Origin of the sequence: Embleya australiensis (assembly GCF_051903075.1) — a bacterium.
Lineage (GTDB): Bacteria > Actinomycetota > Actinomycetes > Streptomycetales > Streptomycetaceae > Embleya.
In genome coordinates, this window is sequence record NZ_CP182423.1 from 2,553,404 (window position 1) to 2,574,433 (window position 21,030).

Sequence of the window (21,030 nt, forward strand, 5' to 3'; positions counted from 1 at the left end):
AGGCGTACGCCGGGCCGCCGCTCAGGTCCAGTCCCAGCCGATCCCGAGCAGACCCGGGCCGACGTCCTGTTCGGCCAGGTGGACGATGCAGTGGCGGCCGTTCAGGGTCAGGTCGCGTCGGCCGGCGCGCGGTGCGGTCGCCGTGCTCTGCGTGAAGCGGCGGCAGTGCACGGGCAGTGCGGCCGGGTCGAAGCGCACCTGGAGCACGTACTGCCCGCAGGGGAAGGTGAATCCGCGGACGTACTCCTTGCTCGGTCCGCCCGTGCCGTCCTCGAAGCCGTAGCCGAACACGTAGGTGTCACCGGCCCGCAGCCGCGCGTCGAACAACAACTCCGCGACCAGGACCGCCGAATCGGCGCTCCACCGCACCCGGCCCACCCGGCAGTTCTCGTTCGCCCGCACCCGTACCCGCTCGGGTGCGCAGCCCGGGTCGCCGACGTGGATGGCGAGATAGCGGTCCACCCCGTCGCGGTGCGCGCGCACCACGTGTTGCGAGGCGCGGCCCTGGAGTTCGCGGGCCGGGCCGACCCGGACCCGCTCCAACTGGCAGACGGTGTGCAGTCCGCCGTCGGCCGGCGACTCCAGATCGGTGAGCAACCGCCCCAGCGAGCCGGACTCCTCGACCACCGCGCGATACGGCCGGGACGCGGTGCGCTCGCCGGTCGGCGGTTCGAGCAGCCGGGTCAGCGCACGCGGCGGCAACTCCAGGACCTCCTCCAACGCCCGTACGGCGCGCAACGATTCGGCGCGCTGCGGGCGCCGGGCGCCCTGTTGCCAGTAGCTGAGACTGGTCACCCCGACGTGTACGCCGCGCTGGGCCAGCCGGTGTTGCACGCGGTGCAGGGCGAGGCCGCGCGCGGCCAGTGCCGCGCGCAACGCCAGATGGAACGGGCCCGCGCGCAACGCCCTCGCCAGTTCCGCCTCGACCGGATCGGGTCGGGTATCGGTCCGCGACATCGCTCGCCTCCCTTGTGAACGTTCACGGCCGTCCGGTCGGGGCCGGCGGTCCCGGCCGAGGTGTCCCGGTCGACCGGTCGTACGTCGTTCACACGCCGGTCGAGACGTTCACACCACCGCTTCACCCCGCATTGAAGCGTCTTGAAAGACACCACGACAACACCCGATGCTCCACCTTGCAGCGTCCGGACGCGCGCCACGTTCCACCCCCCGTCCCTCCGTTACGGAAGGAACGCCATGACTCGAACGTCCCCACGCACGGGCCCCGCGTCCGGTCGGCGCGGTGCCGCGGTGACCCTCGCCGTGGTCGCCCTGCTCTCCGCGCTGTTCACGGTGCCGTCGGCGGCTTCCGCCGCCTCCACCGCCGGCTCCGGCTCCGCTTCCGCCTCCGTCGCGACCGACGTCGCGGCGCCGGTCGCGCTCGGCGCCAAGCGGCTGAACATCACCATGCAGGCCCAGCAGAAGAGCAACTGGTGCTGGGCGGGAGCCGGCAACACGATCGCGACCTGGTACGGCCGCGGCTACAGCCAGAACCAGTTCTGCAACGCGGCATTCGGCCGATCCCAGAACACCGAGTGCCCCAACTCCCAGGCCGACCTGGGCAACGTGCAGAACGCGCTGGACTGGGCCGGGATCAACTCCGGCTCCTATGTCAACGGTTGGCTCCAGTACAGCACCGTACAGACCGAGATCAACGCCAACCGGCCGATCGAGACCCGGATCCAATGGTCGTCCGGCGGCGGGCACATGCACGTGATCTACGGCTACGACACCGCGCAGAGCTGGGTCTACTGGGGCGACCCGTGGCCGTCGAGCACCCGCTACAACTGGGCGTCGCACAACTGGTACGTGAACAACAACCAGTTCTCCTGGACCCACTCGCTCTACCGGATCGGAGCGTGACGCCATGACCACAGGCCCCATCAAGCGTCTGTTCGCGGCCGGCACCCTGGCCGCGGCGCTCACCCTGACGCTCAACCCCCAGGCCGCGCACGCCGCATCCGTCCCCGCGCCGTCGGCGCCGGACGCGGCGAGCGTGAGCGCGGCCCGGGACGTGGTCGCCGCGCCGGGCACGTTGGACACGCTGGCCAGGTTCTTCGCCCGGGACGGCGCGCTCGCGGCGCCCGACGCGGCGCCCAGGATCGACGGCGACGTGGTCGCCGTGTACATGTTGTCCCCGGAGTTCGTCGCGGCCCGACCGGGCGCGGCGGCGGTACCGATCGCCCGGCGGGAGTTCCTGGCCGGCACGGCGGTCGCCGCGGACGGCCGCCGGGCGTCGGTCTGGACGGCCGACACCGCGCAGGGCCCGCAGGTGGTCAACATCGCCGAGGGTGACGACGAGGCCCGCTACGTCGCCACCGGGGCGAGGTTGGCACCCGGCGGGGTGGTCTTCCGTGAGCCGCAGATCAACGCCTGGTACGTACAGTCCGGCGACCGGGTGTCGCCGCTCAACGCCGACGCCGAGCACGCGATCGGCGCGGGCGGGACCACCGTCGCGGCCTACCAGCGGCGGGTACACCGGGCGTACGCCGACAAGTTGCCCGGTTCCGGCTACGACGCGAAGGGGTTGGCGGGCGGCTTCGGGCCCACCGACCCGGGTGCGGCGCGGTCCGGTACCGGCGACGACCCGTTCGGCGTGGCGCCCACCGCCTTTGCCGCGGCCGGGTTGCTCGGTGTGGCGGGTCTGGGCGGCGCCGTGGTGCGGGTGCGGCGGCGCCGTTCCTGAACCCGGGTTGACGCCGGTGCGGTTGCCGGCGGCGTGAGCAGGGCCTTCCCGGCGTCGGGGAGTCGGGTCTCCACCCCCGCCGACTCCCTTGCCGGGAAGGCCCTTTCGCGCTGCGCGCACTACATGCGGTCGGGCGCCTCGATGCCGAGCAGGTCCAGGCCGAGCGCCAGGGTGCGGGCGGTCAGGTCGCACAGGATCAGCCGGGAGTCGCGGATCCCGGGCTCCGCGCGCAGTACCGGACACCTTTCGAAGAACGTGGTGAACGCGGTGGCCAGGGCGAACAGGTACTGCGTGAGCCGGTGGAAGTCCAGCGACGCACCCACCTCCTCGATCACCTCGGGCAGCGCGAGCAGGCGCAGGGCCAACTCCCGTTCGGCCGGCTCGTGCACGATCGGCACGACACTCGGGTCCGGCGTCTCGACGCCGGCTCGGCGCAGGATCGACAGGCTCCGAACCCGGGCGTACTGGAGATACGGCGCGGTGTTGCCGTCGAAGGCGAGCATTCGGTCGTAGTCGAAGCGGTAGTCCTTGCGCCGATCCGCCGACAGGTCGCCGTACTTGACCGCGCCGATGCCCACCGCGCGGGCCACCTGAGCCCGGGTCTCCGCGTCCAGGTCCGGGTTCTTCCCGTCGATCGCCGCCCGCGCCCGGGCCACCGCCTCGTCGAGCAGGTCCACCAGCTTGATCGACGCCCCCGCCCGGGTCCGCAGGATCCGGCCGTCATCGCCCAACACGTAGCCGAAGTCGACGTGTTCGACCCGGGTGGGCGCGGTCAGCCAGCCCATGGACCGGGCGGTCGCGAAGACCATCTCCAGATGCTCGCGCTGCGGCGCGCCGATGACGTACAGCAGCCGAGTCGCGCCCTCCTCGCGCACACGCTGCCGCACGGCGGCCAGGTCGGTGGCGGCGTAGTTGAAGCCGCCGTCGCTCTTGCGCACGATCAGCGGCAGCGGCTCGCCCTCGCGGTTGGTGAAGCCGTCGGGGAAGACGCACTGCGCGCCCTCGCTCTCGCGCAGCAGCCCGGCCTCGGCCAACCCCTCGGGCACGGACGGGAGTCGGTCGTTGTAGTGGCTCTCGCCGAAGAAGTCGTCCTCGGTGAGTCGCACACCCAGGCGGGTGTAGACGGTGGTGAAGTACGCCTTGGACCCGGCGACCAGCACGTGCCACAGACGCAGCGTGGTCGGATCGCCCGCCTGGAGCGCGACCACCCGCCGGCGCGAGCGCTCCCGGAACGCCTCGTCGGCGTCGAACGCGCGGCGGGCGGCCTGGTAGAAGCCGGTCAGGTCGCCGACGGACAACTCGTGCGCGGCCTCGGCCTCGCCGACGTCGAGCAGGTGCTCGATGAGCATGCCGAACGGAGTGCCCCAGTCGCCGAGATGGTTGCGCCTCAGCACGGTGTGGCCCTGCCACTCCAGGATCCGCACGGCCGCGTCGCCGATGATCGTCGAGCGCAGGTGGCCGACGTGCATCTCCTTGGCGGTGTTGGGGCCGGAGTAGTCGACCAGGACGGTCTCGGGGCGATCGGTGCGCGGCACGCCGAGCCGGGGATCGGCGGCGATGTCCGCGAGCAGTGTGCCGAGCCGGGCGGGGTCGAGGTCGAGTTCGATGAAGCCGGGTCCGGCGACGCGGGCCGTCGGGCACAGGTCGTCGAGTCGGGCCAGTCGGAGTACGTCGGCCGCGACCTCACGCGCGTCGCGGCCCAGTCGTCGACCCAGGCCCAGGGCCCCGTCGCACTGGAAATCCGCGTGCCGGCCGCGGCGTATCGACGGATCGACGGGCGTACCCGCGACCTGTGCGAACGCCGGGGCCAGCCGCTCGATGAGCAGCTTCTCCGGATTGACCATGCCCGGAAGTTAGCCGACCCCGCGTGCTTCGCTCACCTGGATTTCCGGCGCCGGCCCGGCCGCTCAGCGATCGTCGGTGGGCGGGGCCGGCCGGGTGATGCGGTCCAGTTCGGCGGTGAGAGTGCGGGCCGCGGTCGCGGCCGGCACGCGATCGGGGTAGAGCAGGACGTGCACGCTCAATCCGTCGATCAGCGCGAGCAGGCAGGCGGCGACGGCGTCCACGTCGACGCCGTCGACGAGTTCGCCGTCGTCGCGGGCGTCGGCCAGCACGCCGCGCACGATCACGCGCAGGTCCTCGCGTTCGCGCCGGTTGTTCTCGGCGACCTTGGCGCTGACCCGGGCCCGGTGCCACACGGCCAGTTCCAGGACGGTTTCGTCGACCCGGCCCGCGTCGAGCGGGAGCAGGTCGGTCAGGCCCTCCCGCAGCGCGGCCAGGCCGAAGCGGCCGGCGGTGAGGTCGAAGAAGCGCCGGGCGATGCGCCGGTGCGACCAGTGGACGGCGGCGAGCAGGACGTCGTCGGCGTCGGCCAGGCCGAGGTCGGCCACGGGCGGTTCGAGCGCGGCGGCGACCCGTTCGGGCGCCACCGCCGCGCCGCCGCCCGCGACCACCAGTCGGAAGGCGGCGGCGCGCACCCGGTCCTCGTCACGAGCTGCATCCCGGGGACCCGACATACCGGCAGCCTACGGCCTGACCGGGCGATTCCGGTGGACCCGGTGCCGGGGCGCGGGCGGCGTCCGTCGACCCGACGATTGGTCCAGACCTTTGGTGAGCCACGACACGACCGTCGTCGGGTCACGCCACGACCTTCGTCGGGCTACAACACCAGCGACAACAACAGCACGAAGCCGCCCGCGACCACCGAGATGATCGTCTCCATCAGGGACCAGGTCTTGATCGTCTGACCGACGTTCATCCCGAAGTACTCCTTGACCAACCAGAACCCGGCGTCGTTGAGGTGGCTGAAGAACAGCGACCCGGCGCCCACGGCCAGCACGAGCAGGGCGGTGTGCGTGGTGCTCATGTCCGCCGCCAGCGGTGCCACCAGGCCGGCCGCCGAGATGGTGGCCACCGTCGCGGATCCGGTGGCCAGGCGGATGGCGACCGCGATCAGCCAGGCCAACAGCAGCGGCGAGATGGACCAGTCCTCGGAGATGTCCAGGATCATCCGGCCCACGCCCACGTCGACCAGGGTCTGCTTGAAGCCGCCGCCCGCGCCCACGATGAGCAGGATCCCGGCGATCGGCAGCAGCGCCTTCTCGACGGTGCTCGCGAGCCGGTCGCGGCGAAAGCCCGCCGCCCGGCCGAGGGTGAACATCGCCACCAGCACCGCGGACAGCAGCGCGATCAGCGGTGAGCCGACCACGTCGGCGACCCGCTGGACCCGGTCGGCGGGATCGTCCACGACGATGTCGACCAGGGCCTTGCCGAGCATCAGTACGACGGGCAGCAACACGGTGGACACGGTGACGGCGAAGCTCGGCCGGCGCTCCAACTCCTCCGAGGGCCGCTCCGGGGTGAGCTGCTCCGGCGGTGCGATGTCCACCCAGCGGGCGGCGTAGCGGCCGAACAGCGGGCCGGCGATGGCCAGCGTCGGGATGGCGACCACCACGCCGAGCGCGAGCACCACGCCCAGGTCGGCGTGGATCGCGTCGATCGCGGCCAGCGGCCCGGGGTGCGGCGGGACCAGGCCGTGCATGACGGACAGCCCGGCCAGGGCGGGGATGCCGACCCGCATCAGCGAGTGGTTGCCGCGCTTGGCCACGAGCAGCACCACCGGGATCAGCAGGACCACGCCGACCTCGAAGAACAGCGGCAGGCCGATGATGCCCGCGATCAGCGCCATCGCCCACGGCATGGTGCGATCGCTCGCCTTGGCCAGGATGGTGTCCACGATCTGGTCGGCGCCGCCGGAGTCGGCGAGGAGTTTGCCCAGGATCGCGCCGAGCGCGATCAGTACGCCCACGCCCGCGACGGTGGAGCCGAGTCCGGAGGTGAAGCTCGCGATCGTCTTGTCCATCGGCGCGGCGGCGACCGCGCCGAGGACGAGCGAGCCGATGGTGAGGGCGAGGAAGGCGTGCAGCTTGAGGCTGCCGATCAGCAGGACGATGACGCCGATGCCGACGAGAACGGCCAGGCCCAGTTGGGCGTGTCCGGCCGAGGTGATCGGCGCGGCCGGAGCCGCCGCCAGTGCCGGCAGGTCGATGGTGCTCATGGGGTTCCCTGATTCGGATTCCGGTGCGTGTCCGGATTGCGTGGTGTCTCCAGGCGGCGCAGCGCGGCGACGGCCTGGGCGGTGAGGGTGGACGGGCCGGGCGTGATGTCGAGGGAGACACCCGCTTCGTCCGGCTCCAGGGGTTGCAGGTCGGCGAACTGCGAGTCGAGCAGCGTCTCCGGCATGAAGTGGCCGGTGCGCTCGTGCAGCCGCTCGGCGATCAGGGCGCGGTCACCGGAGAGGTGGACGGTGATCGCGTCGGGCGCGGCGCGGCGCAGCCGGTCGCGGTAGGCCCGCTTGAGGGCCGAGCAGCCGACCACGCCTCCGGTGTCGGCGTGCGCGCCGAGCCAGTCGCCGATGGCGTCCAGCCAGGGTGCGCGGTCCACGTCGTCCAGCGGGATCCCGGCCGACATCTTGGCGATGTTGGCGGGCGGGTGGAAGTCGTCCGCGTCGGCGTAGGGCACCCGCAGTTCGGCGGCCAGGAGGCGGCCGACGGTGGACTTGCCCGTGCCGGACACACCCATGACGACCACGACGTGGGGTGCGCTCATCGATACCTCGCTGTCTCGGCCCGGCCGGCCCGGCTCGTGCTCGGGCGCCGTCCCATACCCAAACCTATAGGTAGTACTTAATCAAGCCCTCGATGCAATTAAGTCATACATAATCTCACCTACTCGGCGGGCCCCGCCCAGTAGGGTGACGCCATGGAGAACGAGGGCCGGGGCTTGCATATGAAGGTGTTGGAATCCCTCGGGCCCGCCATCGCGGCCGGCGCCCACCCGGCCGGCACGGTGCTTCGCACCGACGAGCTGGAAGAGCGCTTCGAGGTCTCCCGCACCGTGGTCCGCGAGGCCGTGCGGGTGCTGGAATCCATGCAACTGGTCGAGTCGCGCCGGCGGGTGGGGGTCACCGTGCGCCCGCCCGAGCAGTGGAACGTCTTCGACCCGTACGTGATCCGCTGGCGCCTGGCCGGCGCCGACCGTCCGCGCCAACTGCGGTCGCTGACCGAACTGCGCTCGGCGATCGAGCCCGCCGCCGCCGCGCTGGCCGCCCGGTTCGCCACGCCGGCCCAGTGCGCCGCGCTGACCGGGCATGCGCTCGGCATGGTCTCCACCTCGCGCGGTCGGCAGTTGGCGGCGTATCTCGTGCACGACATCGCCTTCCACCGGGAGATCCTCACCGCGTCCGGCAACGAGATGTTCGCCCGCCTGGGCGACGTGGTCGCCGAGGTGCTGAGCGGACGCACCCACCACCACGTGATGTTCCCCGACCCGGACCCGCCGGCCGTCACTCTGCACGTGCGGGTCGCCGAGGCGATCCGCGAGGGCGACGCGGTCGCCGCCGAGCGGTTGACCCGGGAGATCACCGTCGGGGCGATGGCCGAACTCGAGGTGCTGGCACCGGAATCCGGGCAACCGGCCGGGCGCGGCTGACATCGGGGATCACCAACCCCCCGATATCCCCCCGAAGATCCCCAACCACCTTGTACCAAAAGGGACTTCGTTGCCCGCACCGGCATCCGAACCATTGACCGATTGGTCTGGACCTCTTAACTTGAGGAAGGTAATACGGATGTGAACACGCGGTGAAATGAGGCGTGCGACGCGGACCCGGACCGTTCGAACGTCCTTCGCATTCACTCGTCCCCAAGGAGAGTTCCATGCGTACAAGGACCATCCTGACGGCGATGGCCGTACCGGCCGTCTCGGTTCCCCTGATCCTGGCCGGCACCGCCAGCGGCCACGGGTGGGTCACCAGCCCGCCCAGCCGGGCCGCCTACTGCGCCAACGGCACCGTCACCAACTGCGGCGAGATCCAATGGGAGCCGCAGAGCGTCGAGGGCCCCAAGGGTTTCCCCACCCGCGGTCCCGCCGACGGCACCCTGTGTGCGGGCGGCAACAGCCGCTTCGCCGAACTGGACGACCCGCGTGGCGGCGCGTGGCCGACCTCCCAGCTGACCTCCGGCTCAAGCAAGACCTTCACCTGGAAGCTCACCGCGCGGCACGCCACCACGTCGTTCCGCTACTTCATCACCAAGGCGAGCTGGTCCCCCAGTCAGAAGATCACCCGGGCCCAGTTGGAGAGCACCCCCTTCCTGACCGTCCCCTACAACGGCGTACAGCCGGGTTCCGTCGTCTCGCACACCGGCACGATCCCCGGCGGGCGCAGCGGCCGGGCCGTGGTCCTCGCGGTCTGGGACGTCGCGGACACCGGCAACGCCTTCTACCAGTGCACGGATGTGACGCTCTGATCCGACAGCCCGAACAGCCCGAATAACCCGGGCGATTCGGACGGCACGGCATCGCGAGCGTGCCGGTGGGTCGCCGCGCTTCGGCGGCTCACCGGCCCACGCACGTTCGTGATGTCCTGCCTTCGACAGGCCCCGTTTGCCGACTCGGCAACAAGGTTTGTCACGCGACCCCCTTCCGGCGGACCATGCGCACGGGCGACGGACCACGCGCCGCCCGCCCGGTCCCGCCGACCGGGCACACCGCCATCGCCCTGGAGGACGTCCGCGATGACCGACGACAAGCCCCCGACCGCCGAGCCGTCGACCGCCCCGCTCACGCCCGCCGAATCGTGGGACGCGCGCTACGCGGAGAAGGAGCGCATCTGGAGCGGCAACCCGAACGCCCCGCTGGTCCGCGAGACCGCCGACCTGCCGCCCGGCCGCGCCCTGGACCTGGGCTGCGGGGAGGGGGCCGACGCGATCTGGCTGGCCCGGCGCGGCTGGCGGGTGACCGGCGTCGACGTCTCCCGGATCGCCCTGGAGCGCGCCGCGGTCCATGCCGAGGAGGCGCAGGTCGCCGACCTGGTCGACTGGCAGTGGCACAACCTGGACGAGACCTTCCCCGAGGGCGACTTCGACCTGATCTCGGCGCACTTCCTGCACTCGCACGCCGGCATCGACCGCGATCGCATCCTGCGCAAGGCGGTCGCGGCGGTCGCCCCGGGCGGCGTGTTGTTGGTCGTCGGGCACTGCGGACTGCCGCCGTGGGAGACCGACCCGACGCCCGACATGGCGCTGCCCACGCCCGACGAGGTGCTGGCCTCGCTCGAACTCCCGGACGGGGAGTGGGAGGTGCTGCGCAGCGAGGAGCACGAGCGCATCCAGAACGACCCCGAGGGCCGGCCGGTCACGCGCATCGACAACACGCTGATGGTGCGCCGGCTGCCGAAGGCCTGAACCTCCCCGGCCGTCAGGCCGGTTCGTGGGCGACCGAGCACTCTCCCGACGCGGACACCCGCACCCGGCCGACGGTGCCGTCGCCCCACGCGATGTCCACACCCCACCCGGCGTCCGCGCCCGGCGCCGGCTCCGTCGCGCGCGGCGCCGGGCCGGGCGGGGCGTCGGCCCAGGTCAGGGACAGCGCGGTGACCAGCGGACCCGCCGTCGCGACGCCGTCGAGCGCGGGCACCTCGGCCGCCGCGCCGAACGCCGTCCCGTGCGGCGCCGGGTGGATCGTGGCCCGGTCCCAGCCCAGCAGACCGGTGAGGCCGGCGTGTACGGCGTCGGTATGCACGCACGCCCGCGGTCCGTCCACGGAGGAGTGCAGGTCCGCGCCGGATGCCGCCGCCGGCGCCCACCCCGTCTCGCGCACCGCCGTGCCGGCCGGCGCCTGGACCCGGTGCACGCGCACCTCGTACGCATCGCGCACCACGGCGACCGATACGACCCGGGTGCCCGGTACCGGCCTCCCGTCGAGCGTGGGCACATGCGCCGAGGCCACCCAGTGCGACCCGGCGCCCAGCGGCTCGACCCGGCCGCGCTCGGTGACCCGGCCGTCGAGGACCAGGCCCAGGTGGTTGTCGGCGAGGTCGCCGTCGCGGGTGGGGCCGGTCGCCGCGGAGTAGGACAGGCGGGCGTACAGCGGGTCGTCGGGGGCGAGTTCGCCGCTCGGCGCGGCCGGCTGGTGGTCGGCGCCGTGGTTGAGCAACCGTGCCGCGCCCCCGCCGGAGTGTACGAGCAGACCCGGCCCGGGCAGCCCGAATCCGCTCTCCGCGCTCTCCGTCTCGGCCGGCCCCGCGCACTCGGGCGCGGTCCACACCTCGTGGTCCTCGGGCAGCAGCAGGCCGACGAAGCCCTTGGCCGCCCAGTACGGCGACGCCGAGCCCGAATAGGACTGCACGGTCGCCGGGTCCGGGCCGTACCAGCCCAGGGACAGCAGGCCGTCCGGGCCCGCCGCGCCACGATCGAGGAAGTGCCGCAACACGCCGCTCGCCAGCCGCCGCGTGGTACCGGGGGAGTAGGGCGTGGCGTCCACCAGCGCGCCCAGCCACAGCGGCGCCGCCGCGGCGAACCGGTAGGTCAGCGAGCGCCCCTGGTGCAGCGGCGCACCGGCGCGGTCGAACAGGCGGCCGTAGCCGGCCAGGAACGTGCGCAGCCGCTCGCGCCGGACCGCGTCGACCGGCTCGCCCGCCACCACCGCGCACAGCAGCGGGTACAGGTGCAGGGCCCAGCCGTTGTAGTGGTCGAAGTAGCGGCCCGCGCCGTCGGTGTACCAGCCGTCGCCGACGTACCAGTCCTCGATCCGGGTCAGACCGCGCTCGATCGCCGCGCGGGACTGCTCGGGATATCGGCCGACCGCCTCCAGGAAGGTGCCGACCGCGACCGGGAAGAGCCACCAGTTGTTGTCCACCGGCTCGTGCCGCAGGGCGCCCGCCAGCCAGTCGGCGGCCCGCTCCCGGGTGGGCTCGTCCAGCCGGTCCCACAGGTGCGCCCTCGTCAGATGCAGGGCCAGCGCCACCGACGCGGCCTCCACCATCGCCTGGCCGCGATCGACCACGGCCGGCCAGGACTCCGGATCCGCCGTGCCCGGTGCGGCGGTTCCCGCGCGCAGACCGTCTGCGTACGGTTCGAGCAGGCCCGCCGGGACGGGCCGACCGGAGGCCGCGGCGCCGGCCGCGCGCAGCGCCGCGAGCAGGAAGGTGCGGGCGTACCCCTCCAGGCCGTCGGAGCGTGCGCCCGACCAGCTGGTGCGGCCCGGCAGGGTGATCAGCGCGCCGCCGGGGGAGCGGTATGGGCGCACCGCCGCGAGCAGACCGTCGGCCACCGCTTCCCAGTGCGCGCGCGTCCAGCCGGTGAACGGGCTCAGCGTGCGGTCCTCCGGCGGGAGCACGAAGGGGTGCGGTGTGTTCACGGATCTCCTCGACTCGGCGGCTCGGCCGTCGGCGTGCTCGCGCCGACCGATCGACCGTTCGACCCGTTCGGCCGTCGACACGCTAGGTGGGGTCGATCGATCAGGTCAAGAGTCGGTTTGATCGAACGATCCTTTTCAATCAAAATCGAATGGCGATGCCCTAGGCTGAGGCGGCGGCCGGACAGCAGCCGGACGCCAGGGGGGCACGCCGGGCGCAGGCGTGCGCGACTCGGAAGGACGACGTCCACGGTGTTGGCGGAACAGCGGCAGGAACTCATTCTCAGGACGGCCCGCGAGCGGGGCAGCGTCAAGGTGGTGGAGATCGCCGAGGAACTGGGCGTCTCCCTGGTCACCGTGCGGCGCGACGTCACCGCGCTGGTGGCGAGCGGGCTGCTCGCGCGGGTACACGGCGGCGCCACCCTGCCGCACGCGCGCCCCGCCGCGCCCACCCCCGGGCGGCCTTCCGCGAACGGCCACGACGGCCCGACGATCGGCATGCTCGTCCCGTCCGCCACCTACTACTTCCCGGAGGTGGTGCGCGGCGCCCGGGACGCGGTCGAGGCGATCGGCGGCCGGCTCGTGCTGGGCATCTCGCGCTATCTGCCCGCCGAGGACCGCGACCAGGTCGACCAGCTGCTGCGCGGCGGCGTGGACGGGCTGCTGCTGACCCCCTCGCGCGCACCGGGCCCGGGCGGGGAGGACGCCTGGATGGGAAGCCTGCCGGTGCCGGTGGTCCTGGTGGAGCGCCGCGCCGAGATCGGCTCCGGGCTCGAACACCTGGACCGGGTGGCCTCCGACCACGCGCTCGGCGCCGCCCAGGCGGTGCGCCGGCTGGGCACGCTCGGCCACCGGCGCATCCTGCTCGTGGCCCGGTTGGGCAGCCCGACCACGCCCGCCGTGCATGCCGGGTACACCGCCGCGATGGCCGCGCTCGGGCTGACCCCGCCGGATCCGGCCGGGGTGGAGACGCCGCATCCGGGCGAGGACGCGGACGGCTTCGACCGGGCGGTGACGCGGGTGATCGAGGTTGCCCGTACCGGCGCCGCCACCGCCGCGCTGGTGCACAACGACCAGGACGCACTGCTCCTAGTGTCCCGACTGCGCGCGGCGGGCCTGGACGTGCCCGGCGACCTGGCGCTGATCGCCTACGACGACGAGGTGGCCGCGCTGGCCGACCCGCCGCTGAGCGCGATCGCGCCGGCCAAGCACGAGGTCGGCCGGATCGCCGTCGAACTGCTGGCCGCGCGGCTCGCCGACGGCGACGAGGGGCGCGCGCCCCGACACATCTCGCTGGTGCCGAGGCTGCGGCTGCGGGCGACCACCGAGCCGGCCGACCCGGACGCGCCGACCGAGGCGAGCGGAGCGATCCCGTCCGCCGAACCGACACCGACCACCACCCCCTCGCGAACAAGCGAAACCGACCGAACCCCTGCGTGATCGAACGATCATAGCGAGTTTCGTTTTTCATCGATTGTTCATTTGCTCTTGACGCTGTTCGCTCCTGAACGAATGATGCTCGCTATCGCCTTCGATGCAGGTTCGACCCAGGAGCATCCATGCAGCGCACATCCATCCGACTCGGCACGGCTCTCGTCGGCATAGTCACCGCCCTGAGCCTCGTCACGGCCTGCGGCGGTGGCGACGACGACAAGAAGAAGGACACGGGCGCCGGCCCAGCCGCGGGCGGCGCCCCGGGGCAGAAGCAGGAGCTGAGCTTCTGGTCTTGGACCAAGGGCACCCAGGAAGTGGTGGACGCGTTCAACAAGTCGCACCCCGACATCCAGGTCAAGTACGAGCAGATCCCGTCCGGCAACGCGGGCGGCTACGCGAAGATGTCCAACGCGGTCAAGGCGGGCAACGCCCCCGACGTGCTGACCATCGAGTACCCGCAACTGCCCGACTTCGTCAGCCAGGGCGCGGTGCAGGACATCACCTCGAAGGTGTCGGGGCTGAAGTCGAAGTTCCCCGCGTCGGTCAACAAACTGACCGAACTGGGCGGCAAGACCTGGGCGGTGCCGCTGGACGCCGCGCCGATGGCGCTGTACTACCGCAAGGACTTCTTCACCGACCACAACATCGCGGTTCCCAAGACCTGGGACGAGTACCGGGCCGCCGCCGAGCAGGTCAAGAAGGCCGACCCGAACGCCCGGATCGGCACCTTCTACCCCGACGACCCCAGCACCATGGCGGGCCTGACCTGGCAGGCCGGCGGCGCGTGGTTCGGCACCGAGGGCGAGTCCTGGAAGGTCTCGCTCACCGACCCCAACTCGCGCAAGGTCGGCGAGTACTGGAACAAGCTGGTCTCCAACGACCTGGTGCGCGTGCAGCCCTCGTTCAGCCAGCAGTGGAACGCCGACCTCAAGAGCGGCGGCACCGTCGGCATCGTCGGCGCCTCGTGGAGCGCGGGCGTGCTCAAGAGCAGCCAGCCCGACCTGGCCGGCAAGTGGGCCGTCGCGCCGCTGCCCGACTGGGGCACCCCGGCCAACGCCATGCTCGGCGGCTCGACCTTCGCGGTGAGCAAGGACAGCAAGAAGAGCAAAGCCGCGCTCACCTTCATCGAGTGGATGACCACCACCAAGGAGGGCATCTCCGCGCGGATCGCCTCCGGCACCTCCAGCGCCTACCCGGCCGCCACCGAACTGGTGCCCACCGCCTCGCAGTTCTTCGACACCGGCTACTTCGGCAAGCAGGACATCTACCCGCTGTTCACCGACGCGGCCGGCAAGGTCGGCGCCGGCTGGACGTGGGGTCCGTCGATGACGCAGACGAACACCATCCTCAAGGACCAGTTCGGCAAGCTCTCCAGCGGCGGCACCATCGTGGGCGCCCTGGAGGAGGCCCAGAAGACCACCGTCGAGGAGCTGAAGAAGCGCGGCATCTCGGTCAAGTAGCCGACCGACCGTCGACGCCTCGCGCCGGGCCCGCCCGGCGACGACGATTCCGGATCCGAGATCCGCAGGCCCCCGACGCGCGCCGCGCCGTCGCGCGTCGGGGGACCGCCACCAGGAAGCAGCTCCACTCCATGAACACATCCCTGCGCGCCGGCCGCCGGCGCCGGAAGACCACCGCCGCCCTGTTCCTGACCCCCTTCTACGTGCTGTTCATCGCCACCATGATCGTGCCGATCGGGTACGCGATCTGGCTCAGCCTGTTCACCGAGAAGACCTCGGGCCTGGGCTTCGGCGGCACCAGACGGGTGTTCACCGGCCTCGGCAACTACGCCGACGCGCTCGGCGACGACAAGTTCCGCGACGGTTTCATCGCGATCGGCCTGTACTGCCTGCTGTACATCCCGATCATGGTCGGCGCCGCACTCGCGCTGGCGCTGCTGCTCGACTCGGCGCTGGCCCGGGCCCGCAGGTTCTTCCAACTCGCGCTGTTCCTGCCGCACGCGGTGCCCGGCATCATCGCCGCGCTGATCTGGGTCTACCTGTACACCCCCGGCCTGAGCCCGATCATCGACCTGCTCGAATCCGGCGGTCTGCACTGGGACTTCCTGGCCTCGGACACCGCGCTGTTCTCGATCGTCAACATCGCCACGTGGGAGTGGATCGGCTACAACATGATCATCTTCTACGCCGCGCTCCAGGCGATCCCGCGCGAGGTGGTCGAGGCGGCCACCGTCGACGGTGCCGGACCGGTGCGCATCGCGGTGTCGGTGAAGATCCCGATGATCCGCGCCGCCGTCGCCATGACGATGTTGTTCACCATCATCGGCTCGCTGCAACTGTTCACCGAGCCGTCCATCCTCAGCGACGCCAATCCGGCCGTCGGCAGCTCCTGGACGCCCAACATGTACGCCTACTCGGCCGCTTTCCGTGCCAACGACTTCGGCCTGGCCGCCGCCGCCTCGGTGCTGCTGGCCGTGTTCGCCGCGGCGCTGTCGTTCGGCGTCACCCGCCTGTCGTCCGGACGGAGGACCGCATGAGCACCACCGTGCAGCACCCGGGCGAGCACTCGGGCGGCGCCGCGGCCGACGCGCCCGCGCCGACCCCCGCCCGTACCGGCCGACCCGCCCGCCGCCCCCGCGCCAAGGGCCGCGCCACCGAGGCGCTGATGTCCAGGATCGCGGTCAACGGCGCGCTGGTCCTGGCCACCCTCTACATGCTGCTGCCGCTGGCCTGGTTGCTGATCGCCGCGACCAAGGACATGGGCGGCCTGTTCGGCGGCGACGGCTTCGCGTTCGACGGATTCCACTTCACCGAGAACGTCAAGGCGGTGAACAACGAGAGCGACGGGATCTACTGGCGCTGGTACCTCAACAGCCTGCTGTACGCGGGCGTCGGCGCCGCCCTGGGCTCGTTCGTGAGCGTGCTGGCCGGCTACGCGTTCGACAAGTTCGACTTCCCCGGGAAGGAGAAGTTGTTCGGCGGCGTGCTCCTGGGCGTACTCGTGCCCACCACGGCGGTGGCCCTGCCGCTGTACCTGCTCGCCTCCAAGGTGGGCCTGGTCAACACCTTCTGGGCGGTGTTCATCCCGGTGATCGTCAACCCCTTCGGGGTCTACCTGGCGCGGGTGTTCAGCGCCGGATACATCCCCGGAGAGGTATTGGAAGCGGCCCGGATGGACGGCGCCGGCGAGATCCGCACCTTCCGCGCGGTGGCCCTGCCGATGATGATGCCGGGCTTCGTGACCATCTTCCTGTTCCAGTTCACCGCGATCTGGAACAACTTCTTCCTGCCCCTGGTGATGCTCTCCGACCAGAAGCTCTACCCGGTGAGCCTGGGCCTGTACTCGTGGAACACCAACGCGCACGCGTCGCCCGAGTTCTACCCGCTGGTGATCACCGGATCGTTGATGGCCGTCGTCCCGCTGGTCGTCGCCTTCGTCTCGCTCCAGCGCCACTGGCGTTCGGGGCTGTCCGCGGGGAGCGTCAAGTGACCGACGGTACGAGCACCACCACCACCCGACTCGGCGGCCCGGAGCGGCGGCGACCGAGGGTATTGCTCGCGATGGACCCGGCGGTGGCCGCCCGCATCCTGGACGACGAGGCCCGGACCCGACTGGCCGCGCTCGCCGAGGTCGACCTGGACCTGATCGCGGCCGACTTCGCCGCCCCCGACGCGGTCGCGGCGCTGGCCGAGGCCGAGGTGTTGTTCACCTGCTGGGGCAGCGCGCCTCTGGACGAGGCGGCGTTGGCCCGTGCGCCGAGGTTGCGCGCCGTGGTGCACGCGGCCGGATCGGTCAAGCACCACCTCACCGACGCGGCCTGGGCGCGCGGCCTGATCGTCTCCTCCGGCGCGGCGGCCAACGCGCTGCCGGTGGCCGAATACACCGTCGCCGCCGTGCTGTTCGCCAACAAGCGGGTGCTGCGGATCCGGGACGCCTACCGCGCGGAGCGGCGCCTGGTCGACTGGGACGCCCGGTTCCCGGGGTTCGGCAACTACCGGCGCACCATCGGGATCGTCGGCGCGTCCCGGATCGGCCGGCGTGTGCTCGAACTGCTGCGCCCGTTCGACTTCGAACTGCTGCTGCACGACCCCTACGTGACCACCGATCAGGCCGAGGCACTGGGCGCGCGACGGGTGGACCTGGACGAACTGATGCGCCGCTCCGACGTGGTCAGCGTGCACGCCCCCGAACTGGAGTCCACCCATCACCTGTTGGACCGCCGCCGGCTGGCCCTGATGCGGGACGGCGCCACGTTGATCAACACCGCGCGAGGCTCGCTGGTGGACCAGGAGGCCCTTACGGAAGAGCTGGTGGCGGGCCGCCTGGACGCGGTCATCGATGTCACGGAGCCCGACGTCCTCCCGGCCGCGTCCCCGCTCTACGACCTGCCCAACGTCCTGCTGACCCCGCACATCGCGGGCTCCCTCGGCGGTGAACTCAGCCGCATGGTCGCCTCGGCCCTCGACGAACTGGACCGCTACACCAGGGGCGTGCCGTTCGCCCACGAGGTGGAACCGGCCACGCTCACGCGCTCGGCCTGACCCTCCGTCCACCCCGACGCCCGAACCCCGCCTTCGGGCGTCGGGGCGGGGTCAACCTCGAACACCCGCTCCAGCCCCGCCGGCGTCCGAGGCCACCCCAGGCCGGTCACTTCAGCCCGGCCGGCGTTTGAGGCCACCCGACGAGTCAACCCGAGCCACACTCTTCCGGCCCCCGCCGGATGCACTTGCAAGACCCCCACGACCGGAGGTCACATGCACGGCTTCAGACCGATTGCCGCCACTTTGGCGACAACCCTCATGGCGAGCCTGGCCGGCCTGGCCGCTCTCGCCCCGACCGCCGGCGCCGCGACGACCGGCCCCACCACGACCTACGTCGATTGCGGGGTGGGCCGACCCGACGGCGGCGGCAGCCCCGACGACCCGCTCGGCGACCTGAGCGCCGTCAACTCCCGCACCTACGCCGGAGGCGACCGCATCCTGCTCCGCGCCGGCACCGTCTGCGTCGGCACGCTGCAACCCAAGGGCAACGGCGCCCCCGGCAATCCCATCACGATCGGCGCCTACGGCGAAGGCCCGCGCCCGATCGTGCAGGGCACCGGCGGCCCCTCCACCCTCCGCCTGGTCGACCAGAGCTGGTGGACCGTACAGGGCCTGCACGTGACCAACCCGGCGCCGACTCAGGCGCTGCGTACCGGAGTTCAGGTCGACACCACCACCCCCGACCGCAAATACGGGATCGTGCTGCGCGACCTGGAGGTCTCCGACGTCGCCGGCTGGAGCGACAAGACCGGTACCAACGCGGGCTGGTTCTCCGCGTCGGCCGGCATCGTCGTGCTCGGCAAGGCGACCGCCGGACCGATCGAGGGCATCACCATCGCCGACAACCAGGTCCACGACACCGGTGGCGGCGGCATCAAGATCTCGGTCAAGCCCGCCGACTTCCACCGCGACGTACTGATCCGGGCGAACACCATCCGCAGTGTCGGCGGTGACGGCATCGTGGTGCACGGCTCGGACGCGCCGCTCGTCGAGTACAACCTCTTCGACGACGGCGGAGGCGGCAAGTACCCCTATTTGAACGGCAACTTCGCCGGCATGTGGCCGATCAACTCGCGCGACCCGGTGTTCCAATACAACGAGGTCACCCGGCAGCGGCCGTCGATCTTCGACTCCACCGCGTGGGACTGCGACGGCGCGATCACCGGATCCTGCACCTACCAGTACAACTACTCGCACGACAACGGCGGCGGTTTCTACCTGGGTTGCCAGAACTGCACCTCCTTCGGCAACTTCCACGCCACCCAGGTGCTGCGCTTCAACATCGCCCAGGACGACTGCCGGATCAGGGCCAACGCCTCGGGGGACAACACCAGTCCGCTGCGGATGTACAACAACACCTTCTTCTGCCCGAGCAAGAAGCTCGACGTCGAACTCCCCAACGGTCCCGGCGCGAACACCCTCGTCGCCAACAACGTCTTCGTCGCGGGTCAGGGTGCGCTGCCCACCGGCACGGGCGTCGACTATCGGGCCAACGTCTACCACGGCGGATTCACCGCGCCCACCGGCGACACCTCCGCCGTGACCACCGATCCCAGGTTGGCCGCACCGGGTACGGCGACCGGTCGCACCGACGCGGCCGGGTACGCGCTGCTCGCCGGATCTCCCGCACTGGGTAAGGGAGTCGCCGTTCCCGGACTCGGCACGAGCGACTACTTCGGCAACGCCGTTCCGGCCGACGGGACGGGGGTCAACCGGGGTGCGTACAACGGCCCGGCGGTGGCCGCGCCGCCGCTGTACCCCTCGATCGCCGCCGCCTACAACAACGTCGGGGTCGGCGACGACGCCAATCCCAACGTCGGCGGCTTCGGATTGTCCGGCCGCAGCTACTCCGGCCAGGCACTGGCGGCGGCCGGCTACGTCCCGGGCGCCCGGGTCACCGCCGGCGGGGCCGAGTTCACGTGGCACCCGCGCGCGTACGGCCTGCCGGACAACGTCAAGGCCGCCGGCCAGCGGATCGCGCTGAGCGGCAGCGGCAGTCGCCTGGTGGTGCTGGGCGCGGGCGCGTACGGCGCACAGACCGGCACGACCACCGTTACCTACACCGACGGCACCACCACGACCGCGACCCTGACCCTCGGCGACTGGTGGAGCACCACCGCCGGCCCGAGCGACCAGGTCGCGGTACGGGCCGCCTACCACCACAAGCCGCAGACCGACTACCGCACGCCGGCCTCGGCCCGCTCCGAGGAGGACGTCACGGTACGAGTCGCCGCCCTCGCCATCGACCCCGGCCGGACCGTGGCGTCGGTGACCCTGCCGACGGGCAGCCCGATCGCCGGGCCCGGCCTGCACGTGTTCGACGTGAAGGTCGTCTGATGTCCCGCCGAGGACGGGCCGCGGGGGCACGGGGCGCCGGTCCCGCCGCGCGGCGCCGGGTGGCGGCGCGTGTCGCGCTCGGCTTCGCCGCGCTCGGCGTGGTCGGGGTGCTCGCAGTGCTTGCGGTGCTTCTCCTCGGCCCGTTCTCGGCGGCTACCCCCGGGCGGGCGGGATCGTCCTCGGCGACCCCGCCGCCCACCACCCCCGTCGATCCGGCCGCCGCGGTCGCGACCGTGGACGGCGTCCCGGTGACGGCGGCCCATCTGCGGCGGGTGGCGACGCGGCTGCGGGCGGAGGTGGTGGCCGAGTTCCCGATGCGCGGTGGGCGAGCCGCCTACTGGGCCACGCCGGTCGCCGGTGGCACGCCGCACGAGGTACTCGTCGAGCGGTCGTTGCGGGCGGCGGTCGCGGACACCGTGCTGCGCCGGTGGGCGTACGAGGCCGGACTGTCGACCGACCCGAGCGAGGCGGGCTTCCGCACCCGCCTGGACACGGAGAACGCCCGTCGAGAGGCGGCCCGCTCGTCCGGCCACCCGATGCCCGGCGTACCACGCTACGACGAGGAGAGCTTCGCCCGCACCGAGACGGCCGAGTGGTCGGCGGCACTGGCAGCCACCCTCGAAGTAGACCTGTCGGAGCCCCGGTTGCACGCCCGATACACCGAACTCCTGGCCACGGCAGCCCCGTCGGCGAGCCCGCCACCCTTCGAAGAGGCCCGCGACCGACTCCGCCGCGACCTGACGACAACGGCCTTCAACACCGAACTGACCCACCGCACGGCAGCCACCCGACTCCTCCCGAGCCCGGCCGCGGACACGGTGGTCCACCAGGCGGAGTAACCGAACACCTCAAGGGCACCCCGAGCGCGGCGGAGCCAGC

At 72.0% G+C, this 21,030-nt stretch carries 18 protein-coding genes; 12 read left to right on the plus strand and 6 right to left on the minus strand.

All coding sequences use genetic code 11. The annotated features are described in order from the left end of the window. Positions 1-21 precede the first annotated feature (21 nt). The gene (locus ACMXN5_RS41420) at positions 22-957 is read right to left on the minus strand and encodes a hypothetical protein (protein WP_395796264.1); all 936 of its coding nucleotides are present in this window, start codon (positions 955-957) and stop codon (positions 22-24) included. A gap of 237 nt (positions 958-1,194) precedes the next feature. Here ACMXN5_RS41420 and ACMXN5_RS41425 point away from each other — a divergent pair, with 237 nt between their 5' ends. Next, positions 1,195-1,860 carry a papain-like cysteine protease family protein gene (locus ACMXN5_RS41425; protein ID WP_439680035.1) on the plus strand — a complete coding sequence of 222 codons (666 nt, stop codon included), beginning with the start codon at positions 1,195-1,197 and terminating at the stop codon, positions 1,858-1,860. Positions 1,861-1,864: 4 nt separating this feature from the next. Continuing rightward, positions 1,865-2,683 carry a hypothetical protein gene (locus ACMXN5_RS41430; protein ID WP_439680036.1) on the plus strand — a complete coding sequence of 273 codons (819 nt, stop codon included), beginning with the start codon at positions 1,865-1,867 and terminating at the stop codon, positions 2,681-2,683. Between the two features lie 119 nt (positions 2,684-2,802). Here the strand turns inward: ACMXN5_RS41430 and argS are convergent, their stop codons facing one another. The 4 genes from argS to ACMXN5_RS41450 form a co-directional block, all read right to left on the minus strand. Beyond that, positions 2,803-4,527, minus strand: a complete 1,725-nt coding sequence (argS, locus tag ACMXN5_RS41435; protein WP_439680037.1) for an arginine--tRNA ligase — start codon at positions 4,525-4,527, stop codon at positions 2,803-2,805. A gap of 63 nt (positions 4,528-4,590) precedes the next feature. After that, positions 4,591-5,199: a TetR family transcriptional regulator C-terminal domain-containing protein gene (locus tag ACMXN5_RS41440; protein ID WP_439680038.1), complete on the minus strand. Its 609-nt coding sequence runs from the start codon at positions 5,197-5,199 to the stop codon at positions 4,591-4,593. Between the two features lie 143 nt (positions 5,200-5,342). Then, a complete protein-coding gene (locus ACMXN5_RS41445) occupies positions 5,343-6,740 on the minus strand; it encodes a GntT/GntP/DsdX family permease (RefSeq protein ID WP_380034895.1) in 1,398 nt (465 codons plus the stop codon). Beyond that, positions 6,737-7,291 carry a gluconokinase gene (locus ACMXN5_RS41450; protein ID WP_439680039.1) on the minus strand — a complete coding sequence of 185 codons (555 nt, stop codon included), beginning with the start codon at positions 7,289-7,291 and terminating at the stop codon, positions 6,737-6,739. Before ACMXN5_RS41450 ends, ACMXN5_RS41445 begins: the two co-directional genes overlap by 4 nt. A 153-nt stretch (positions 7,292-7,444) precedes the next feature. Between ACMXN5_RS41450 and ACMXN5_RS41455 the strand changes: the two genes are divergently transcribed. From ACMXN5_RS41455 to ACMXN5_RS41465, 3 genes are all read left to right on the plus strand, one after another. Next, positions 7,445-8,173 carry a FadR/GntR family transcriptional regulator gene (locus ACMXN5_RS41455; RefSeq protein ID WP_439680040.1) on the plus strand — a complete coding sequence of 243 codons (729 nt, stop codon included), beginning with the start codon at positions 7,445-7,447 and terminating at the stop codon, positions 8,171-8,173. A 227-nt stretch (positions 8,174-8,400) separates the two neighbouring features. Continuing rightward, positions 8,401-8,991, plus strand: coding sequence for a lytic polysaccharide monooxygenase auxiliary activity family 9 protein (locus tag ACMXN5_RS41460; protein WP_395796271.1), 591 nt, complete (start codon positions 8,401-8,403; stop codon positions 8,989-8,991). A gap of 267 nt (positions 8,992-9,258) precedes the next feature. Then, positions 9,259-9,927 carry a class I SAM-dependent methyltransferase gene (locus ACMXN5_RS41465; RefSeq protein WP_439680041.1) on the plus strand — a complete coding sequence of 223 codons (669 nt, stop codon included), beginning with the start codon at positions 9,259-9,261 and terminating at the stop codon, positions 9,925-9,927. A 13-nt stretch (positions 9,928-9,940) separates the two neighbouring features. On the opposite strand, the gene ACMXN5_RS41470 is transcribed toward ACMXN5_RS41465, so the two are convergent. Then, positions 9,941-11,881, minus strand: coding sequence for a DUF2264 domain-containing protein (locus tag ACMXN5_RS41470; RefSeq protein WP_439680042.1), 1,941 nt, complete (start codon positions 11,879-11,881; stop codon positions 9,941-9,943). 249 nt (positions 11,882-12,130) lie between these two features. On the opposite strand from ACMXN5_RS41470, the gene ACMXN5_RS41475 reads away from it, so the two are divergent. The 7 genes from ACMXN5_RS41475 to ACMXN5_RS41505 all read left to right on the plus strand — a co-directional run bounded on the left by ACMXN5_RS41475 (position 12,131) and on the right by ACMXN5_RS41505 (position 20,990). Next, positions 12,131-13,318 carry a substrate-binding domain-containing protein gene (locus ACMXN5_RS41475; protein ID WP_439680043.1) on the plus strand — a complete coding sequence of 396 codons (1,188 nt, stop codon included), beginning with the start codon at positions 12,131-12,133 and terminating at the stop codon, positions 13,316-13,318. Between the two features lie 119 nt (positions 13,319-13,437). Continuing rightward, positions 13,438-14,772, plus strand: coding sequence for an ABC transporter substrate-binding protein (locus tag ACMXN5_RS41480; RefSeq protein ID WP_439680044.1), 1,335 nt, complete (start codon positions 13,438-13,440; stop codon positions 14,770-14,772). Positions 14,773-14,903: 131 nt separating this feature from the next. Further along, positions 14,904-15,809, plus strand: coding sequence for a carbohydrate ABC transporter permease (locus ACMXN5_RS41485; RefSeq protein ID WP_380042913.1), 906 nt, complete (start codon positions 14,904-14,906; stop codon positions 15,807-15,809). Next, positions 15,806-16,762 carry a carbohydrate ABC transporter permease gene (locus ACMXN5_RS41490; protein WP_439680045.1) on the plus strand — a complete coding sequence of 319 codons (957 nt, stop codon included), beginning with the start codon at positions 15,806-15,808 and terminating at the stop codon, positions 16,760-16,762. Before ACMXN5_RS41485 ends, ACMXN5_RS41490 begins: the two co-directional genes overlap by 4 nt. Before the next feature lie 71 nt (positions 16,763-16,833). After that, complete coding sequence (locus ACMXN5_RS41495; RefSeq protein WP_439681395.1) at positions 16,834-17,814, plus strand: hydroxyacid dehydrogenase; 981 nt, start codon at positions 16,834-16,836, stop codon at positions 17,812-17,814. Positions 17,815-18,027: 213 nt separating this feature from the next. Further along, entirely contained in the window at positions 18,028-20,151 is a 2,124-nt protein-coding gene (locus ACMXN5_RS41500) for a right-handed parallel beta-helix repeat-containing protein (protein WP_439680046.1), read from the plus strand. Continuing rightward, entirely contained in the window at positions 20,151-20,990 is an 840-nt protein-coding gene (locus ACMXN5_RS41505; RefSeq protein ID WP_439680047.1) for a hypothetical protein, read from the plus strand. The genes ACMXN5_RS41500 and ACMXN5_RS41505 overlap by 1 nt, the downstream gene beginning before the upstream one ends. The last annotated feature ends 40 nt before the right edge of the window (positions 20,991-21,030 follow it).

What these genes read in the sequence shown, in the direction of transcription:
- ACMXN5_RS41420 (WP_395796264.1), bottom strand. Translation starts at nt 957, where the DNA reads ATGTCGCGGACCGATACCCGACCCGATCCGGTCGAGGCGGAACTGGCG.
- ACMXN5_RS41425 (WP_439680035.1), top strand. Translation starts at nt 1,195, where the DNA reads ATGACTCGAACGTCCCCACGCACGGGCCCCGCGTCCGGTCGGCGCGGT.
- ACMXN5_RS41430 (WP_439680036.1), top strand. Translation starts at nt 1,865, where the DNA reads ATGACCACAGGCCCCATCAAGCGTCTGTTCGCGGCCGGCACCCTGGCC.
- argS (WP_439680037.1), bottom strand. Translation starts at nt 4,527, where the DNA reads ATGGTCAATCCGGAGAAGCTGCTCATCGAGCGGCTGGCCCCGGCGTTC.
- ACMXN5_RS41440 (WP_439680038.1), bottom strand. Translation starts at nt 5,199, where the DNA reads ATGTCGGGTCCCCGGGATGCAGCTCGTGACGAGGACCGGGTGCGCGCC.
- ACMXN5_RS41445 (WP_380034895.1), bottom strand. Translation starts at nt 6,740, where the DNA reads ATGAGCACCATCGACCTGCCGGCACTGGCGGCGGCTCCGGCCGCGCCG.
- ACMXN5_RS41450 (WP_439680039.1), bottom strand. Translation starts at nt 7,291, where the DNA reads ATGAGCGCACCCCACGTCGTGGTCGTCATGGGTGTGTCCGGCACGGGC.
- ACMXN5_RS41455 (WP_439680040.1), top strand. Translation starts at nt 7,445, where the DNA reads ATGGAGAACGAGGGCCGGGGCTTGCATATGAAGGTGTTGGAATCCCTC.
- ACMXN5_RS41460 (WP_395796271.1), top strand. Translation starts at nt 8,401, where the DNA reads ATGCGTACAAGGACCATCCTGACGGCGATGGCCGTACCGGCCGTCTCG.
- ACMXN5_RS41465 (WP_439680041.1), top strand. Translation starts at nt 9,259, where the DNA reads ATGACCGACGACAAGCCCCCGACCGCCGAGCCGTCGACCGCCCCGCTC.
- ACMXN5_RS41480 (WP_439680044.1), top strand. Translation starts at nt 13,438, where the DNA reads ATGCAGCGCACATCCATCCGACTCGGCACGGCTCTCGTCGGCATAGTC.
- ACMXN5_RS41485 (WP_380042913.1), top strand. Translation starts at nt 14,904, where the DNA reads ATGAACACATCCCTGCGCGCCGGCCGCCGGCGCCGGAAGACCACCGCC.
- ACMXN5_RS41490 (WP_439680045.1), top strand. Translation starts at nt 15,806, where the DNA reads ATGAGCACCACCGTGCAGCACCCGGGCGAGCACTCGGGCGGCGCCGCG.
- ACMXN5_RS41495 (WP_439681395.1), top strand. Translation starts at nt 16,834, where the DNA reads ATGGACCCGGCGGTGGCCGCCCGCATCCTGGACGACGAGGCCCGGACC.
- ACMXN5_RS41500 (WP_439680046.1), top strand. Translation starts at nt 18,028, where the DNA reads ATGCACGGCTTCAGACCGATTGCCGCCACTTTGGCGACAACCCTCATG.
- ACMXN5_RS41505 (WP_439680047.1), top strand. Translation starts at nt 20,151, where the DNA reads ATGTCCCGCCGAGGACGGGCCGCGGGGGCACGGGGCGCCGGTCCCGCC.